The organism is Propionibacterium ruminifibrarum (assembly GCF_900289195.1).
Lineage (GTDB): Bacteria > Actinomycetota > Actinomycetes > Propionibacteriales > Propionibacteriaceae > Propionibacterium > Propionibacterium ruminifibrarum.
In genome coordinates, this window is sequence record NZ_OMOH01000006.1 from 88,427 (window position 1) to 104,590 (window position 16,164).

Annotated in this window: 14 protein-coding genes, 2 tRNA genes and 1 riboswitch; of the genes, 1 reads left to right on the top strand and 15 read right to left on the bottom strand. The window is 67.6% G+C overall.

Features of this window, described 5'->3' with window-relative positions:
• Positions 1–5 precede the first annotated feature (5 nt).
• The 9 genes from rpoB to PROPJV5_RS08495 all read right to left on the bottom strand — a co-directional run bounded on the left by rpoB (position 6) and on the right by PROPJV5_RS08495 (position 9,369).
• Positions 6–3,482 (bottom strand): DNA-directed RNA polymerase subunit beta, encoded by a 3,477-nt coding sequence (gene rpoB, locus PROPJV5_RS08450; RefSeq protein ID WP_182858650.1) that lies wholly within the window; start codon positions 3,480–3,482, stop codon positions 6–8.
• 392 nt (positions 3,483–3,874) lie between these two features.
• Positions 3,875–4,085: riboswitch (cobalamin riboswitch) on the bottom strand.
• A gap of 184 nt (positions 4,086–4,269) precedes the next feature.
• Entirely contained in the window at positions 4,270–4,899 is a 630-nt protein-coding gene (locus PROPJV5_RS08460) for a hypothetical protein (RefSeq protein WP_119715922.1), read from the bottom strand.
• 202 nt (positions 4,900–5,101) lie between these two features.
• Positions 5,102–5,503: a 50S ribosomal protein L7/L12 gene (gene rplL, locus PROPJV5_RS08465; RefSeq protein ID WP_119715923.1), complete on the bottom strand. Its 402-nt coding sequence runs from the start codon at positions 5,501–5,503 to the stop codon at positions 5,102–5,104.
• 15 nt (positions 5,504–5,518) lie between these two features.
• The gene (rplJ, locus tag PROPJV5_RS08470) at positions 5,519–6,166 is read right to left on the bottom strand and encodes a 50S ribosomal protein L10 (protein WP_119715924.1); all 648 of its coding nucleotides are present in this window, start codon (positions 6,164–6,166) and stop codon (positions 5,519–5,521) included.
• Between the two features lie 288 nt (positions 6,167–6,454).
• A complete protein-coding gene (gene rplA / locus PROPJV5_RS08475) occupies positions 6,455–7,153 on the bottom strand; it encodes a 50S ribosomal protein L1 (protein ID WP_119715925.1) in 699 nt (232 codons plus the stop codon).
• Between the two features lie 106 nt (positions 7,154–7,259).
• Positions 7,260–7,688 carry a 50S ribosomal protein L11 gene (gene rplK, locus PROPJV5_RS08480; RefSeq protein WP_119715926.1) on the bottom strand — a complete coding sequence of 143 codons (429 nt, stop codon included), beginning with the start codon at positions 7,686–7,688 and terminating at the stop codon, positions 7,260–7,262.
• Between the two features lie 108 nt (positions 7,689–7,796).
• Complete coding sequence (gene nusG, locus PROPJV5_RS08485; protein ID WP_119715927.1) at positions 7,797–8,666, bottom strand: transcription termination/antitermination protein NusG; 870 nt, start codon at positions 8,664–8,666, stop codon at positions 7,797–7,799.
• Between the two features lie 19 nt (positions 8,667–8,685).
• Positions 8,686–9,129: a preprotein translocase subunit SecE gene (secE, locus tag PROPJV5_RS08490; RefSeq protein ID WP_182858651.1), complete on the bottom strand. Its 444-nt coding sequence runs from the start codon at positions 9,127–9,129 to the stop codon at positions 8,686–8,688.
• Positions 9,130–9,296: 167 nt separating this feature from the next.
• Positions 9,297–9,369: transfer RNA gene (locus PROPJV5_RS08495), tRNA-Trp, on the bottom strand.
• A 746-nt stretch (positions 9,370–10,115) separates the two neighbouring features.
• Here PROPJV5_RS08495 and PROPJV5_RS08500 point away from each other — a divergent pair.
• Complete coding sequence (locus PROPJV5_RS08500) at positions 10,116–11,654, top strand: sugar transferase (RefSeq protein WP_239018442.1); 1,539 nt, start codon at positions 10,116–10,118, stop codon at positions 11,652–11,654.
• Between the two features lie 82 nt (positions 11,655–11,736).
• Here PROPJV5_RS08500 and PROPJV5_RS08505 read toward each other — a convergent pair whose 3' ends face one another.
• From PROPJV5_RS08505 to PROPJV5_RS08530, 6 genes are all read right to left on the bottom strand, one after another.
• Positions 11,737–12,882 carry a UDP-N-acetylmuramate dehydrogenase gene (locus PROPJV5_RS08505; protein WP_119715929.1) on the bottom strand — a complete coding sequence of 382 codons (1,146 nt, stop codon included), beginning with the start codon at positions 12,880–12,882 and terminating at the stop codon, positions 11,737–11,739.
• Positions 12,879–13,331, bottom strand: a complete 453-nt coding sequence (locus tag PROPJV5_RS08510) for a MaoC/PaaZ C-terminal domain-containing protein (protein ID WP_119715930.1) — start codon at positions 13,329–13,331, stop codon at positions 12,879–12,881. Before PROPJV5_RS08510 ends, PROPJV5_RS08505 begins: the two co-directional genes overlap by 4 nt.
• Positions 13,328–13,762 carry a MaoC family dehydratase gene (locus tag PROPJV5_RS08515; RefSeq protein ID WP_119715931.1) on the bottom strand — a complete coding sequence of 145 codons (435 nt, stop codon included), beginning with the start codon at positions 13,760–13,762 and terminating at the stop codon, positions 13,328–13,330. Before PROPJV5_RS08515 ends, PROPJV5_RS08510 begins: the two co-directional genes overlap by 4 nt.
• A gap of 61 nt (positions 13,763–13,823) precedes the next feature.
• Positions 13,824–15,647 carry a hypothetical protein gene (locus tag PROPJV5_RS08520; RefSeq protein WP_119715932.1) on the bottom strand — a complete coding sequence of 608 codons (1,824 nt, stop codon included), beginning with the start codon at positions 15,645–15,647 and terminating at the stop codon, positions 13,824–13,826.
• Between the two features lie 112 nt (positions 15,648–15,759).
• The gene (rpmG, locus tag PROPJV5_RS08525; protein ID WP_119160970.1) at positions 15,760–15,930 is read right to left on the bottom strand and encodes a 50S ribosomal protein L33; all 171 of its coding nucleotides are present in this window, start codon (positions 15,928–15,930) and stop codon (positions 15,760–15,762) included.
• Between the two features lie 113 nt (positions 15,931–16,043).
• Positions 16,044–16,119 (bottom strand) — tRNA-Met (locus PROPJV5_RS08530).
• Positions 16,120–16,164 lie beyond the last annotated feature (45 nt).

Below are 16,164 nucleotides of genomic sequence, written 5' to 3' on the forward strand. Positions count from 1 at the left end.
AGGCGTCAGGCCTCGGACTCCAGCTTGTACGAGTCGGCGCCGGGCCGGCGGGAGAGGTCGATGCCCAGGTCGTCGGCGGAGCGGAAGTCGTCCTCCGTGTCGCGCAGGTCGATGACCTGGCCGTCGACGCCGAGGACCTCGACGTTCAGGCACAGCGACTGCATCTCCTTGACGAGGACCTTGAAGCCCTCGGGGATGCCGGGCTCCGGGATGTTCTCGCCCTTGACGATGGCCTCGTAGACCTTGACGCGGCCGGCGACGTCGTCGGACTTGATGGTGAGCATCTCCTGAAGGGCCCAGGCGGCGCCATAGGCCTCGAGGGCCCACACCTCCATCTCGCCGAACCGCTGGCCGCCGAACTGGGCCTTGCCGCCCAGGGGCTGCTGCGTGATCATCGAGTACGGGCCGGTGGAGCGGGCATGGATCTTGTCGTCGACCAGGTGATGCAGCTTCAGCATGTACATGTACCCGACGCCCACCTTCTCGGGGAAGGGCTCGCCGGAACGCCCGTCGAAGAGGGTCGCCTTGCCGTCGCTGTCGACGACCATGTCGCCGTCGCGGTTGGGCAGGCCGTTGGCCAGCAGCCCCGAGATCTCGGCCTCGTTGGCGCCGTCGAACACCGGGGTGGCCAGGCGGGCATTGCCGGCGACGTGCTCGAGTCCGACCTCGCGCAGCCGCTGGGCCCAGGGATCGTCGCAGTCGCCGATGTCCCAGCCCGAGTGGGCCACCCAGCCGAGGTGCATCTCGAGCACCTGGCCGAGGTTCATGCGGGAGGGCACGCCGAGCGGGTTCAGGATGATGTCGACCGGGGTGCCATCGGCCATGAAGGGCATGTCCTCGACCGGGAGGATCTTGGAGATGACGCCCTTGTTGCCGTGCCGGCCGGCGAGCTTGTCACCCACCTGCACCTTGCGCTTCTGCGCGACGTAGACGCGGACCATCTGGTTGACGCCGGGCGGCAACTCGTCGGAGTCCTCGCGGTCGAAGATGCGCACACCGATGACGGTGCCCTCCTCGCCGTGCGGGACCTTCATCGAGGTGTCGCGGACCTCGCGGGCCTTCTCGCCGAAGATGGCGCGCAGCAGACGCTCCTCGGGGGTCAGCTCGGTCTCGCCCTTGGGGGTGACCTTGCCGACGAGGATGTCCCCGGTCCGGACCTCGGCGCCGATGCGGATGATGCCGCGCTCGTCGAGGTTGGCGACCATGTCGTCGGACACGTTCGGGATGTCGCGGGTGATCTCCTCGGGCCCGAGCTTGGTGTCGCGGGCGTCGACCTCGTGCTCCTCGATGTGGATCGAGGTGAGGATGTCCTCGGACACGACCCGTTCGGACAGGATGATGGCGTCCTCGTAATTCAGGCCGTTCCACGGCATGAAGGCGGCCAGCAGGTTGCGCCCCAGGGCGAGCTCGCCCTGGTCGGTGCAGGGACCGTCGGCCAGGGGCGTGCCCTTCTCGACGTGCTGCCCGGGCACGACGACCGGACGCTGGTTGACGCAGGTGCCGGCGTTGGAGCGCTGGAACTTCTCGAGCTTGAACGTCTGGTAGGTGCCGTCGTCGCAGGCGATGTCGATGAGGTCGCCGGTGACGGAGGTCACCGTGCCGGGCTTTGAGGCGCAGGTGACCTCGCCGACGTCGATGGCCGTGCGGTACTCCATGCCGGTGCCGACGAAGGGGGCCTCGTTGCGCACCAGCGGAACGGCCTGGCGCTGCATGTTGGCGCCCATGAGGGCCCGGGAGGAGTCGTCGTGCTCGAGGAACGGGATGAGGGCCGAGCCGACCGACACCATCTGGCGCGGGGAGACGTCCATGTAGTCGACCTCGTCGCGCGGGAGCAGGTCGACCTCGCCGTGGCGCTTGCGCACCAGGACGCGGTCCTCGACGAAGCGGCCGTCCGCATCGACCCCGGCATTGGCCTGGGCGATGATGTGCCGGTCCTCCTCGTCCGCGGTCAGGTAGTCGACGTCGTCGGTGACCACGCCGTCGACGACCTTGCGGTACGGCGTCTCGATGAAGCCGAAGGCGTTGACCCTGGCGAACGAGGCCAGCGAGCCGATGAGGCCGATGTTCGGCCCCTCAGGGGTCTCGATCGGGCACATCCGGCCGTAGTGGCTCGGGTGGACGTCGCGGACCTCCATGCCGGCGCGGTCGCGGGAGAGGCCGCCGGGGCCGAGGGCCGACAGGCGGCGCTTGTGCGTCATCTCGGCCAGCGGGTTGTTCTGGTCCATGAACTGCGAGAGCTGGCTGGTGCCGAAGAACTCCTTGAGCGCGGCGGTGACCGGGCGCACGTTGATCAGGGTCTGGGGCGTGATGGCCTCGATGTCCTGCGTGGTCATGCGGTCACGCACGACGCGCTCCATCCTGCCCAGGCCGGTGCGGAGCTGGTTCTGGATGAGCTCGCCCACGGTGCGCAGGCGGCGATTGCCGAAGTGGTCGATGTCGTCCGCCTCGACGAGGAGACCGCCGTCGAGCTCGGTGCGGCCCTCGTGCAGGGCGCAGATGTAGTGGATCGCGGCCTTGATGTCGTCGATCGTCAGCACCTGCTGGTCGAAGGGCAGGTTCAGGCCGAGCTTCTTGTTGATCTTGTAGCGGCCCACCTTCGCGGTGTCGTAACGCTTGGGGTTGAAGTAGAAGTTCTCCAGCAGCGTCTGGGCGGCGTCGCGGCTCGGCGGCTCGCCGGGGCGGAGCTTGCGGTAGATGTCGAGGAGCGCCTCGCCCTGGGTGGTGACGTGGTCCTTCTCCATCGTCATCCGGATGGACTCGTGCTCGCCGAACTCCTCGAGGATCTGCTCCTCGGTCCAGCCCAGCGCCTTGAGCAGGACGGTGACGTTCTGCTTGCGCTTGCGGTCGAGACGGACGCCGACGGTGTCGCGCTTGTCGATCTCGAACTCGAGCCACGCACCGCGGGAGGGGATCACCTTGCAGGTGAAGATGTCCTTGTCGCTGGTCTTGTCAGGGGTCTGCTCGAAGTAGACGCCCGGGGAGCGCACGAGCTGGGAGACGACGACGCGCTCAGTCCCGGTGATGATGAAGGTACCCTTGTCGGTCATCAGGGGGAAGTCGCCGATGAACACGGTCTGGCTCTTGATCTCGCCCGTGTCGTTGTTCATGAACTCGGCGGTGACGAACAGCGGCGCGGCGTAGGTGGCGTCACGGTCCTTGCACTCGTCGATGGTGTACTTGGGCTCCTCGAAACGATGGTCACGGAAGCTCAGCGACATCGTCTGGGAGAAGTCCTCGATCGGGGAGATCTCCTCGAAGATCTCCTCGAGTCCGGACTTGGTGTTGACACTGGTGCGCCCGGCAGCCAGGGCTTCATCCACCTCACGCTGCCAGACGTCGTTGCCGACGAGCCAGTTAAACGATTTCACCTGCAGATCGAGCAGGTTGGGGACCTCCAGGGGCTCCTGAATCTTCGCGAAGGAGATTCGTCCGCTGCTGGAGACGACATCAGTATTCTTCAACGCATTGCGCGAGGCGGCCAAGGTGTGGTCCTTCCAAGAACTCGCTAGGTTCTTTGCATGCAAAACGGCCCGCGTCGAAACGGGTCGTCCATATGGCGATAAGCAACTACGAACTATAGACCAGATCCGTCAGAAGGGCAAGCTCACGCCAGAGGTCATCACACCGATCGCCCTGTCGGTCTCGCCGCAGAGACCGACCGAACCGGACCACACCCCAGATCATACGCACGTGCCCCGTACGGGCAAGCCGCGGCGCGCCGCCGCGTGGGCCGGTCACCGCATCGCGTTGAGCCGGTCGAGGTGAACGATGTCATCGCACAACCGCTTCGCCAGCGGCGGACTGTGGGTGATGACGAGCAGCCCGATTCCCCGGTCGCGGGTGAGCCGGACGTCCCCTGTTGAGGACGAGGAAGCGGTCGGCCGCCGCACTGGCAGGTCTTCGGGCTCATGGGCGTTCCGGACGACGCCGGGTTCCTCCGCCGCCGCTTACCAGGCGACCGTGCCCAGTGCGCTCGATGCGGCATCGTTCCCACTGACCGCTGCGGGACAGCTCCGGACTCACACCGGATTCCCTCTTACGACGATTCACCCATGGCGAACCGCACCAGTGACCTCACCATATTGAGAACCGGCTGGAAGTAGAACCCCACTGAGAGACTCATCCGCGCCGTCCCGCGACCGCGGCACCCGTCCGAACGTCGAGACGGGCCGGGGCGATCGCCTGTCTCGCCCCGGCCCGCCCATGGCGACGAGACCGCTCATGACACTAGCATAAATAAAAATGATTCTCAATATAGAGTCGCTGCGGTCACCTTCGCTGCAGCTGGGCGGGTGAACAGGCCGCGTCTCGGTTGGCGCCCTCCGCGAGGTTCGAGTAGTGCTGGTCGCACCATTGCTGGGCGTCCTCGACCGAACCAAAATCATCGAGGACGAGGGCGACGAAGATGAACTGGTCGTCGGTGACCGCCGGGCCGTATGCGGACCTGCGAACGAGGAGCACCTGGGTGCCGCCGAAGGCGAACCGATCACTGAGTGCCTCGTACTCGGCCAGGACGATCGGGGCCGAGTCGACGGTCGCCTTGCCGCTGGGGCGTGCGGCCGGCTGGTTCGGCGACAGCACGACATGGCTCCCCACCTGAACAGCCCACTGGCCCTGCACCGGCTGGATGCTCGCCCAGCCGGCGTCGGCGTGGCTGGACAGCCGACTGTAGGCCTGGGCATCGGTTGACATGGACGAGCCGGAGGTCGTCGCAGCCGGCGTGGAGACCGCACGGACCGATTCTGAGCCGGCACCGATGGCCAGGCCCTCGGGCTGCTCGTCGTCCTGTGAGAGGCCCACGCCGAGCGTGAACAGCACGGCGACGAGGAGCACCGCCACACCGATGGCAGCCCAGCGGACGATCTCGCTGCGGCTGCGGGGGCCCCGTGCTGGGTTCACCGCCGGTCCTCCTCACTGCTCCTGACTCGTCCAGAACTCTTACACCGTACCGGCCCGTTCGCGCCAGGAACACTCCTGAGCGAAAGCCGGTCGACACAGGGCCTCTGGCGGCCCGAAAACGAAGCGGGCACCGGCCCCCTTGAGGGGCGGTGCCCGCTTCGGGTCACTGACGCTCAGTGAGCCACCAGGACCATGCGGTGTCTCACTTGAAGGAGACGGTGGCGCCGGCGGCCTCGAGCTTCTCCTTGGCCTGGTCGGCGGCATCCTTGGCGACCTTCTCGAGGAGCACCTTCGGGGCCGCCTCGACGAGGTCCTTGGCATCCTTGAGGCCGAGGTTCGTCAGTGCGCGGACCTCCTTGATGACCTGGATCTTCTTGTCGCCGGCGGCCTCGAGGACGACGTCAACCTCGGCGGCGCTGTCGTCGGCGGCGGCCTCACCGGCATCGGCACCGGCGGCACCGGCCGCCGGGGCTGCTGCGACGGCCACGGGGGCGGCCGCCTTGACGTCGAAGGCCTCCTCGAAGGCCTTCACGAAATCGGACAGTTCGATGAGAGTCATGTCCTTGAACTGCTCAAGGAGCTCCTCAGTGCTGAGCTTCGCCATAATGGGCGTCCTTCCTTACTCGTTCGATGCAGCGTCAGCCGCGTCTGTGGTGGCCGCAGCGTCTGCTGCGTCGGGTGCCGAGTCCTCGGCAGTGTTGTCGTGCTCCTGGTCTGCGGCGGGACCTCCCGCCCCGCCGATGACGGTGGGATCCTGGGCCGCCTTCTCCTGAAGGGCGCCCACGGTCCGGGCGGCCTGCGTGAGCGGGGCGGTGAACAGGGCAGCGGCCTTGCTCATGGAGGCCTTCATGCCGCCGGCCAGCTTGGCGAGCAGCACCTCCCGCGACTCCAGGTCGGCGAGCCTCCTGACCGTGTCGGCGTCGAGGACCTTTCCGTCCATGACGCCGCCCTTGATGACCAGAAGCGGGTTGTCCTTCGCGAAGTCACGCAGACCCTTCGCCACGTTGGCGACATCACCGGAGATGAAGGCGATGGCCGTCGGGCCAGAAAGCTGGTCGTCGAGTCCGTCGACGCCGGCCTTGGCAGCAGCGAGCTTGGTCAGGGTGTTCTTCGCAACGGCGTAGGTGGCGTCCTCACCAAGGGACCTGCGCAAATCCTTGAGGTCCTTGACGGTGAGTCCGCGATACTCGGTCAGCACGGCAGCGTTGCTCTCCGCGAACTGCGCGGAGAGGCGCTCGACCGTGGCCGCCTTGTCTGGCCTCGCCATTGGGTCTCCTTCCCACTTCGTCGTTCGTGTCGAAGCCCCTGGCGGCCCGGGCAACAAAAAAGCCCCGGTACGCACGTACTGGGGCACGGCATCGACGATGTCGTGAGCAGCACCTGCGCGGGCGCCTTCTCGACGAGAAGGCATTGTGGAGATCCACCAGCGGTCTTCGGCCCGGTTGATCATACTCGCCGAATCCCGATGGTCCAAACCCGCGCCCGGCCCTGGATGCAGGATGGGGCCGACCCCGCGGGGTCGGCCCCATCCTGCACCGGACAGCCGGGGGCTTGCTCACTCGGCGGGGCGAGCGGCGGCCGGGTCGATCTGGACGCCGGGGCCCATCGTGGTCGAGAACGTGACCTTGCGCACGTAGCGACCCTTGGCGGTGCTCGGCTTGAGGCGGTAGACCTCATCCGCGGCAGCCTTGTAGTTGGCCAGCAGGGCCTCCTTGTCGAAGCTCAACTTGCCGATGACGAACTGCAGGTTCGCATGCCGGTCGACGCGGAACTCGATCTTGCCTCCCTTGATGTCGGAGACCGCCTTGGTGACGTCCATGGTCACGGTGCCGGTCTTCGGGTTCGGCATGAGGCCACGCGGGCCGAGCACTCGACCGAGACGGCCGACCTTGCCCATGAGGTCCGGCGTCGCGACGACGGCGTCGAAGTCGAGGTAGCCATCGGCGACCCGGGCGATGAGCTCGTCCGCACCGACCTCGTCGGCGCCGGCGGCAATGGCCTCGTCGGCCTTGGCACCCTGGGCGAAGACGAGGACCCTCGCCGTCTTGCCCGTGCCATGCGGCAGGTTGACCGTGCCGCGGACCATCTGATCGGCCTTGCGGGGGTCGACCCCGAGGCGCATGGAGACCTCAACGGTCTCATCGAAGTTGCCGGGCTTGTACTGCTTGATGATGGCCAGGGCCTCATCGGGCGAGTACAGCTGGTTGCCGTCGCGCAGCTGAGCGTCGGCGGCGTAACGCTTTGAGTGCTTCATGCTGGTTCCTTTCCGTCAGCCTCGTGAGCTGATCCACCAGTTCTGGTGAGGGGAGCACACCCCTTCCAGGTGTTCAAGAGGTGACGTCCACCGACGTCACGGGGAGTCACTGAACGACGACGCCCATGGAACGAGCGGTTCCGGCGACGATGTTCATGGCGGCCTCGATGTCATTGGCATTGAGGTCGGGCATCTTGGTCTGGGCGATCTCGCGCACCTGGTCGGACGTGATGGTGCCGACCTTCTCCGTGTCGGGCTTGCCCGAACCCTTCTGGACGCCGGCGGCCTTCTTGATGAGTTCGGCGGCCGGCGGGGTCTTCGTGATGAAGGTGAAGGTGCGATCCTCGTAGATCGTGATCTCGGCGGGGACGATGGTTCCGCGCATGGCCTCCGTCTTGGCGTTGTACGCCTTGACGAACTCCATGATGTTGACGCCGTGCGGGCCGAGGGCGGTGCCGACGGGAGGCGCGGGGGTCGCTGAACCAGCCTGAATGGCGATCTTGACGATCGCCGCTACCTTCTTCTTGGGAGGCATGTCGTGGGTCCTTCTCTGCTGGTTTGCCGCGCACAGCGCAAGGGACTGCGCACGCGTGTGTGTACTGGGCGCCCTGCCGCCCCGGCCCGCGGTGGGCCGTGCAGGTCCTCAGCCCATGGCCTTCTGGATCTGCGGGAAGGTCAAGTCTACTGGCGTCTCACGGCCGAGGATCTCGACGTTGGCCTTCAAGCGCTGATTGTGCGTGTTGATCTCGGTGATCGTGGCGTGGACCCCGGCGAAGGGGCCGTCGATGACCATGACCTGGTCGCCCACGGCGTAGTCGACGACCTCGACCTTGGCGCGGGAGCCACGGGGCGTGGCCCGGTTCTCGGCGTTCAACCTGGCGACGACCGAGGGCGTCAACATGTTCTCGACCTCGGACAGGCTCAGAGGTGTGGGTTCCTGCGCGTTGCCGACGAAACCGGTCACCGATGGGGTGTGCCGCACGGTGCCCCAGCTCTCGTCGGTCATCTCCATGCGCACGAGCACGTACCCGGGCATGTAGGTACGGGTGACGTTCTTCTTCTGACCGTTGCGCATCTCGACCGCGTCCTCGGTGGGAACGATGGTCTCGTAGATGAAGTCCTCCATGTTGAGCGACTTCACGCGGTTGTCGATGTTCTGCTTGACCCGGTTCTCCATGCCCGAGTAGGTGTGCACGACGAACCAGTCGCCGGGCTTGACCACGAGCTCGTCATGGAGTTCCTCGAGGGCCTTGGCGAGAGCCTCGTCGACGTCGCCGCTCTCGGCGACGGGCTCGCCCGCCTCGTCGTCCTCGGTGGCCTGGTCGGGCTGCTCGGCCTCGTCGTCCACGGCGTCGAGGTCGATCTGGACGTCGTCGGGGGCCTCGGACGAGAAGTCGTCGAAATCGAGGTTGATCTCGGAAGCGCTGGACTCCTCGGACTCCTCGAGGGAGCCGAGATCGATCTGGATGTCGTCGGCGGGTGCAGTGAAATCGTCCTCGGGAACGTCAGTCACGTGTGTCTCCTCCTGGTCCTCAGCCGAACAGCTTCAGCAGTAGTTTCGTGAAACCGAAATCGAGGCCCGCGACGATCGCCATGATGAACACGACGAACACGAGCACGACGACGAAGTACTGGCTGACCTCCTGGCCACTGGGCCAGATGACCTTCTTCAGCTCGCCGACGGACTGCTTCGCGAAGGCCCACGGGGTGGTGCGGCCACGCTTGGCGGCCTCCGTCGGCTTCTTCTTCGCCGTTCCGGTACGCCGCGTCGGCGCCGTCGTGTGCTTGCGCTCGATGGTCTTCACGGGGGCCGCGTCCTCGTCCTGCGCGAGATGGCGCCTCGGTTTCCCGGAACGCTTTCCCCTCGCCGGGGCGTCCTTCCGTGTCTCGGCGTCACGGGTCGTCGCGAGCTCATCCTGGGACGCGCGCTCGTCGGCGTCGGCGGCCTCGTCCGCGCGCTTGGTCTCTTCGGCCACGTACTGCCCCTGTTCGAGTCTTTCCCGGGAGCACCGGCAGGCGCTCTCGCTGGTACCGGGACGTGGACGCCCCTGCGTTGTCTGCGAGCCTGCAGGCCCACCGACCATGGAGGGCACGTACCGCACCGCATGGCCCGATCGAACCCATCGCACGGAACGCGCCCTTGCAGGGCACGAGGGACTTGAACCCCCAACCTGCGGTTTTGGAGACCGCTGCTCTGCCAATTGAGCTAGTGCCCTTCGGACCCAGCCCGCCCCCGGGCGACCGCCCGGGGACACACTGCGCCACCAAGAGAAGAAGTTTAGCGGCAAATCCTTCATGAACGAAACCCGAGCCCCCGGATCACCCGCCACGAGACACCGGGCCGAGACCGGACCGAGGGCGGCCGGGGACGCGGGACGCCCGCCAAGCCGTCAGACGGGCACAGGGGGGCGCGGACGCGAGTGGGGGACGCACCGGACCGCGCCCCCCTGGCAGGATCAGGGGAACCCTGAGACATGACCAGGGTCGATCCGATGAGGGATTCACAGTTTTCACAGCACTCATCCGCGCTCGTCACCGACCCATACCAGCCTTCAAGAGGTCGGCCGAGGCAATTCATGGCAACATGACCCACAGCTTGCCCCCAGGTTGAGCACAGCCGAGAGCGAACAAAACCCTGATTGACAAGCACCGTTGATGATCCGCTCACAGCGAGCACCCCCCTAGGGGCATGAAGCTGCTTGCCGGGACGCTGTTGGTCGGGCGTGCTCGCATGGTTTTTCCTCACAGGAGGCGATAATCTTCTCCTCGAAGCCGACCTCGACACCCCCGACCACAGCTTGACAGCTGAAGACCCACCTCACCGCACGAATCATCACCGCACCTGAGCAAACCCCTCGGCGATGGCGTGACGCCCATCATGGTTCGGACTCGGCGCCGGCTTCCGCATGGACCCATACACCCCCTCACCGAAAGCTGGTGATTCCGTCCGCGGACTTCTGCCATGTCACTCATCACCAAGGATCAATCCCTCGCTGACTTCGACGAGAAGAACTTCGATGAGTTGTTCTCGAACGTCGGCGCAGAGTCTGCCCCCCGAGTCGAGTGGCGCACCAGCGTCGAGCCCCGGGACCAGGTTCGCCGGCGCAGCACCAGGATCGTCTGGGGCATGGCCGGCTGCGATCTGGCTGTCATGGCGATCACGACACTCCTCGCGGCCAGGTACCGCGACGCCATCGACTGGTTCGTCGCGGGCGGCACGGTCGGCCCCGCCGCGGTCCTCATGGTGCTGGTCTGGCTGGTCTGCCTCGCGCGGTGCGGGGCCTACCGGATCCGGAACATCGGCGTGGGGGTCATCGACTACCGCACCATCCTGCATGGCTCGCTGATCGCCATGGGGCTGACCGGCGCCGGCGCCTATCTGCTCGACGCGTCGATCTCCCGCGGGTTCTTCCTCCTCACCTACGCGATCGGCGTTCCGGCGCTGCTGGTCGACCGGTGGATTCACCGGCGCATCCTCTTCGTCCTGCACCGTCGCCGCAGGATCAGGCGCTCGGTCATCGTGGCCGGCGACGCGACACACGTGGCAGACGTCATCCAGGTCTTCAAGCGCGAGCGGTGGCTGGGGTACGACGTGGTCGGTGTGCTGACCCCGAACATGATGCCCTGCCTGCAGTACCCGAACATCCCGGCCGTCGGCATGCTGGAGAACGTTCTCGACGTGGCGCGCAGCAGCGATGTCGGCACCATCGTCTTCGCCGAGGGTTCCTTCTCGCGCTCCCACATGTTCGACCGGCTGGCCGCGAAACTCGAGGCCGAGAACATCGAGCTGATCGTCGTCCCGGCGCTGAGTGACATCGCGCCCCAGCGCATGACCATGCGGCCGGTGGCCGGTATGCCGCTGATGTACATCGACAAGCCGTCGACGCACAGTTACAGCCAGGTCGCCAAGCGCATCTGCGACATCGTGTTCTCCTCGCTGCTGATCCTGCTCAGCCTGCCGGTCATCGCCGTCACGGCCCTCGCCATCAAGATCGAGGACGGCGGCCCGATCATCTTCAAGCAGCAGCGCATCGGCATCGGCGGCAAGCCCTTCGAGTGCTACAAGATCCGCTCCATGGTCACCAATGCGGCCGAGATCAAGGAGCGGCTCATCGCCCAGCACCAGAACGAGTCCGAGGGCGACGTGCTGTTCAAGATGAAGAAGGACCCGCGCATCACGAAGGTCGGCGGGTTCATCCGCCGGTTCTCGGTCGACGAGCTCCCGCAATTCTTCAACGTCCTCAAGGGCGACATGTCCCTCGTCGGGCCCCGCCCCGCGCTCAAATCAGAGGTCGACAAGTACGAACAGCACGTCCGTCGTCGCCTCGACGTGCGGCCGGGCATCACCGGGCTGTGGCAGGTCTCGGGCCGCTCGGACCTGTCCTGGGCCGACACGGTCCGCCTGGACCTTTACTACGTGAACAACTGGTCCCTGGTGCAGGACCTCAGCATCCTGCTCAAGACCTTCAAAGCGGTGTTCAGCTCCTCCGGGGCCTACTGACCCCCACATCGAGAACCACCCCGCTGCCACCCAGCGGGGTGGTTTCCTCTCTCCTCGCGGGTAGCGGCGCCGTCCCGTCCCGCTACATGCCCACGCCGACCAGCACGGGTTCTGGCACGAGCCCTACCCCGTAGGCCGCCTGGACCCCGTCCCGGATGGTCCTGGCCAGGGCGATGACGTCCTCGGCGGTGGCGTCGCCGCGGTTGGTCAGGGCGAGCGCGTGCTTCGTCGACAGCCGTGCCGGACCGTCGCCGAAGCCCTTGTGAAAACCGGCGTGGTCGATGAGCCAGGCCGCCGAGGACTTCACGCGCCCATCCGGCTGGGGGAACCGAGGCGCCTCGTCCGGTAGCCGGGCCGCCTGCTCGGGGTTCAGGATCGGGTTGGTGAAGAATGAGCCGGCGGACCAGGTGTCGTGGTCCTGCGGATCGATGACCATGCCCTTGCCCGCCCGGAGGGCCAGCACGCTCTCGCGCACCTGCGCTGACGGGGCCCGGCTCCCGGGTTCGACGCCCAGCCGCCCGGCCAGCTCCGCGTAGGCGATCGGCATGGACTGGTCGCCCAGCAGGAACTGGAAGACGACCTCGAGAATGACGTAGCGGCCGGTCGCAGCCCCGGGCTCGCGGGTCTGCTTGAAGACCGAGTCCCGGTAGGCGAACCCGCATTCGGCGTTGGCGAAGGTCCGGTAGCTCCTGGTCTCGCGGTCCCAGGTGCGCACCCGGTAGACGTACTGGCCCACGTCGGTGCCATAGGCGCCGACGTTCTGCACGACGGTGGAACCGACCAGACCCGGGATGCCCGACAGGGCCTCGGGGCCGCGCCACTGGTTCTGCACGGCGAATGCGACGAAGTCGTCCCAGACCTCACCGGCGGCGACTCCGACGACCGCTCCCCCGCAGGCCGAGACCTCGGCCTGGATGCCGTGGGTGTCGACCCGCACGACGGTGCCGTCGAAGCCGGTGTCGCTGATGAGCACGTTGGAACCGCCCGAGAGCACCAGGAGGGGCTCTCCGGCCTCGTCGGCCTCGGTGACGGCGTCGATGAGTTCGCGTTCGGTCCGGGCGATGACGAAGTGCTTGGCGGGGCCGCCGATGTGGAAGCTGGTGTGCTCGCTCAGCTGCGGCGAGGCGGGGACCGTGCGGGGCTCGAGGAAGCCGTCGGCGCGGTCGATGCGGCAGTCCTCGCCCGCGGCCGGGAACTGCTCGACGTCCTCCTCCCACTCGATACTCATGCGTGCTCCCCTATGAAGACATGGGCCCGGGCCGCGCCGAGCACCTTGGTGTCCTTCTCGCCCTCGGCGGCCGCCGGGATGCGTGCGTCGATCATGATGGTGGCGGTCTCGTCGACTATCTCGGTGACCCGGGCGGTGACCCGCACGTGGGTGCCCTCGTCGTCATCGGGCAGCCGGACGGGGCTGGTGAAGCGCACCGCGTAGTCGATGAGGCGTGCCGGGTCCGTGCACCAGTTGGTGACGACGCGCAGTGCCGAACCCATCGTCCACATGCCGTGAATGATGACGCCGTCCAGGCCCAGTTCGCGGGCCGAACGGTCGCTCCAGTGGATGGGGTTGAAATCGGTCGAGGCGCCGGCGTAGCGAACGGCCGCGGCACGGGTGGCGTAAAGGTCCAGGGCGGGAAGTTCGTCGCCCACGGCGACGGAGGCGGGGTCGAAGCCGTTCATGCCGCATCCTCCTGACGGGTGTGGACGAGGGTCGAGACGGCGGTACAGCAGGGCTCGCCCTCGATGGTGTCGAGCTGGACCGAGATGGTGACCATGTCGGCGGGGCCGCGACGGCGCACCTTCGTGATGGTCAGTGTCGAGACGATCCGGTCCCCGACACGCAGCGGGCGAGTGATCTCGAAGCGCTGGTCGGCGTGGATCGTGCGGTGCAGAGCCAGGCCGAGGTCGGGGTCCTCGAAGATCGCGCCCCAGGCCCGGGCGGCGATGACCGCCGCGAAGGTGGGCGGTGCGATGACGGACTCGTCGTCCCCGGTGTACGCGGGATTCGTGTCGCCGAGCGCTCCGGCGAATTCCTCGATCTTGGCGCGGCTCACCGTGTAGGGCCGCGGAGAGGGGTAGGTCCGTCCCTCGTGTTCTGTGCCGATGCTCACCCCTCAATCTTAGGGTGACCGGCCTGCCCACCGTTTCCTCCACGGCCCGGGGCCGGCCGGCTCACTGCTGGTCGGCGTCTGGGGCCCCATCGGCGGGTTCGGCTGGGCCCGGCGACGGATGGGGCGTCTCCTCGTCGTCGCCCACGGCCCCCAGGCCGGGCGGGGTCCAGCCGGCGGCTGCTCCCCCGCCGGGCTGCCAGCTGTTGGGCCGCCAGGCCGTGCTGGGCCGCCATGGGCCGTCCTGGCTACCCGTCAGACCGCTCGCCGGTTCCCAGCCACTCGTCAGACCGCTCGTCGGCTCCCAGTCGCTCGTCAGACTGCTCGCCGGTTCCCAGTCGATCGCGGACCGCCAGGTCGTGCCGGGCGAGAGCACCTCGCTGGAAGGGGTCCACGTGGTCATGGGCGTGAACCAGTCGTCGCCGCGGTCCGGCGCGGGCTCGGGCCGGGCAGCGGGCGGAGGCATCGTCTCGGACGGGGGCCCGGCGACGGGTTCGGGCACCGGCTCCGCCGGCTGCACGGTGGCCACCGGCCCGGTGGGCTGCACCGTGGAGACCGGGGCGACCTGTTCGGTCTGAGGTTGGGCGTGGTCTGCGGTTCTGGCGGCCTGGCGGGGCGGCGTCACGGGCCTGCGCAGCGAGGCCGGGAGCACCGCGGGCCCGGCCCGGAGCAGGTCGGCGGGCACCCCCGAGGCGCTGTGGGCAGGCTGGGGCCGGCCGTCGTGGGCGCGTTGACCGAGCAGGCCGTCGAGCGCGTGCGGGTCGCGGCCGGGTGCCGGCTCGCCCGGGGCGTGGACGCCGAGGTAGGAGTCGAGGAGAGGGTCGTAGACCTCGAAGGCCTCGGGGGCGAGGTTCCAGAACAGTTCGGGCGCGATGAGGGTGCGGCCGTCGGCGCGCGGCGGCAGTTGCGCCGCGTCGGGGTGGAGCGACAGGTTCGCCGTCCAGGCGCGTCCGGCGCCGTCGCGCAGGCCGATGGCGTGGCTGGGGTCGAGTGAGCCGAAGACGTAGACGAGCTGGCGCTGGGCCGGCGTGGGCAGGATCGGGTTCGCCTCGGCCCCGTTGTTCGTCCGGGATCGTGGCAGCGGCCGGTTGACGGCCTTGGGGTCGTGGAGATAGGCCATGGGCCGTGTCGACCCCGGCTGGACGAGCAGGACCTCCTTGCCGGACTGCTGCCACTCCAGCAGGTGCACGTCGGTCTGCTGGGTGAACAGGCGCCTGCGGTCGCGCCGGCTCGCGGCACGAACCCACCAGCCCGCGATGGTCAGGCCCATGACAAGCGTGCAGCAGAAGGGCAGGGGGTTGCCCGGCGTGGCGCGCCCAGCACGGAAACCGGTCAGCGCCCAGAAGCAGAAGAGGCCGATCACCAGGCAGGTGCCGATCGTTCTTCCGGCGCTGGTCTTCTCGATGGTGGCCATGGCGCGACGATCGCGTCGCTCGGTCTCGGTGAGCAGGAAACCGACCGCGCCCCGGGCCGCCTGGGTGTAGCGGCGTTTGTCGAGCATGTGCAGCAGCGGGACGAGCGCGTAGCAGACGCTCATCGCGATGGCGGGGGCGAGCATGACCCTGCTCGATCCCGCCGGGCCGAAGAGGAGACCGACGGTCATCAGTAGGCTGCCCGCGCAGCCCACCCAGCAGCTCGTCAGCGGGACGAAGAGCACGATGAAGGAGGCCATGACGACCAGGCGCGCGCCGAGGAGCATGAGGACCTGCTCGAAGGGTCCGGATCCGAGGACGCCGAGTACCCACCAGTCGCCGAGCGCAGCGACGATCGCGCCGCCCACGCGGACCAGCACGGTGCCGGCCACCGAGTGCCACAGCTCGTCTGGGGTTTGCAGGGCGGGCGGGTAACGGTCCGGGGACAGGCGGGGACGGGCCGAGGGGGTCTTCATGGTCAGGACTCTATAGCGATCCCGTTCCTACTGTCTTCGCGTTCCGACATGGCCGAACGGCTTGAGGCCGCCGGGCGGCGCCCGGCGGCCTCAAGGAAGGAACCAGATTCGCTCAGCGGGTCTCGCGGTGAGCGGTGTGCTTGCCGCAGCGCGGGCAGAACTTGCTCAGCTCAAGACGATCCGGCGTATTGCGGCGGTTCTTCTTGGTGATGTAGTTGCGCTCCTTGCACTCGGTGCAGGCAAGCGTGATCTTGGGGCGGACATCCCCGGTCTTCTTGGCCATGATCGAACCTCTGTCGTGCCGGTGCTCCACGGAGCACGTCTCGTCGTTCCCGCAGAGCCCGTGGGCCCTGCGGCTCTCATGAGAAAGCCATGACGCACGAGGCGCCACGGCCCTGGTAGCGGGAGCGGGATTCGAACCCGCGACACAGCGATTATGAGCCGCTTGCTCTGCCGCCTGAGCTATCCCGCCTCTTGCCGGCCTCGCGGCCCGCAAGCAGCTGCCTTGATGACCGGG

Bases quoted from the DNA above. Each gene is read 5' to 3' on its own strand.
- PROPJV5_RS08520 (WP_119715932.1), bottom strand. From the start codon at position 15,647: ATGAAGACCCCCTCGGCCCGTCCCCGCCTGTCCCCGGACCGTTACCCG.
- PROPJV5_RS08505 (WP_119715929.1), bottom strand. From the start codon at position 12,882: ATGAGTATCGAGTGGGAGGAGGACGTCGAGCAGTTCCCGGCCGCGGGC.
- PROPJV5_RS08500 (WP_239018442.1), top strand. From the start codon at position 10,116: ATGTCACTCATCACCAAGGATCAATCCCTCGCTGACTTCGACGAGAAG.
- rplL (WP_119715923.1), bottom strand. From the start codon at position 5,503: ATGGCGAAGCTCAGCACTGAGGAGCTCCTTGAGCAGTTCAAGGACATG.
- rplK (WP_119715926.1), bottom strand. From the start codon at position 7,688: ATGCCTCCCAAGAAGAAGGTAGCGGCGATCGTCAAGATCGCCATTCAG.
- rplJ (WP_119715924.1), bottom strand. From the start codon at position 6,166: ATGGCGAGGCCAGACAAGGCGGCCACGGTCGAGCGCCTCTCCGCGCAG.
- PROPJV5_RS08510 (WP_119715930.1), bottom strand. From the start codon at position 13,331: ATGAACGGCTTCGACCCCGCCTCCGTCGCCGTGGGCGACGAACTTCCC.
- rpmG (WP_119160970.1), bottom strand. From the start codon at position 15,930: ATGGCCAAGAAGACCGGGGATGTCCGCCCCAAGATCACGCTTGCCTGC.
- rplA (WP_119715925.1), bottom strand. From the start codon at position 7,153: ATGAAGCACTCAAAGCGTTACGCCGCCGACGCTCAGCTGCGCGACGGC.